Here is a 1149-nt window from a genome sequence, read left to right on the forward strand (position 1 = left end):
GGCCGGGGCGATCCCGCCGATCCCGGGAGCCGAGCACCTCTCGGACGGCGCCGGCGCACTGTCGACCGACGCGCAGCGGATCATGTACACCTCGATCGGCTCACGCGGCCAGGAAATCGCCGTGACCGGCGCCTACCTCCAGCCGCGCACGCCGTGGACCGGGCCGGGAACGCGACCGCTCGCGGTGGTGGCACCGGGAACGCAGGGCCAGGGGGACCACTGCGCTCCGTCCAAGTCGTTCCAGAACCTGGCGAACGTGCGCACGGATCCGCCCGGGATCGGCTTCGGCTACGAGATCATCCAGGCGTACGCCCTACTCGACCGGGGATTCGCCGTGGCGATAACCGACTACGAGGGTCTCGGCACGCCCGGCATCCACACCTACGTCAATCGAGAGTCTCAGGCGCACGCGGTGCTCGACCTCGCCCGCGCGGCCTCGGACGTCCCCGGTGCCGACATCGGCCCCGACCCCCGCACCGTCATGGTCGGCTACTCGCAAGGTGGTGGCGCCGTCGCCGCCGCCGCGGAACTGCAGCCGCAGTACGCACCGGACGTCAACCTCGTCGGCACAGTAGCCGGTTCGCCGCCGGCCGATCTGCTGGCCACGCTCGGGCAGGCCGACGGCTCGGCGATCGCCGCGGGGATCGGCTACACCCTCAACAGCCTCATCGTGAGCTACCCCGAGTTCGGCGAGCTGATGGAGCCGCACCTCAACGAGCAGGGGAAGAGAATGCTCCAGCTCACTTCAGACCAGTGCATCGCCGAGTCGGCAGTCCAGTTCTTCATGCAGAACACGAACCAATACACCGTAACGGGAGAGTCGGCCACCGAGCTCGCGCTGCGGAACCCGGAAATCCTGGCGTTCCTCGAGCGCCAGCGGGTGGGCACCCTCACGCCCACCACGCCGGTCCAGATCCTCTCGCCCGTGAACGACGACGTGGTGCCCGGACCGCAGTCCCAGCAGCTCGGTCGCGACTGGTGCGCGAAGGGCGCGACGGTGAACATGGTCATCGACCACACTCCGCCGGTCGCGCCGGGGATGGTCCTCAACCACGCGACGCCGATGCTCGCCGGCCTGCCCGGGACCGTGCAGTATCTGGCCGACCGGATCGACGGGGTCCCCGCGCCCACCAACTGCGGGACCTACTG

At 69.8% G+C, this 1149-nt stretch carries 1 protein-coding gene; it reads left to right on the plus strand.

Annotated features, from left to right (window positions below; all coding sequences use genetic code 11):
* A partial coding sequence (locus tag ACWIE7_RS19370) for a lipase family protein (RefSeq protein WP_454070361.1) occupies window positions 1-1149 on the plus strand: 1149 nt, incomplete at both ends.

The organism is Dietzia sp. NPDC055343 (assembly GCF_053645265.1).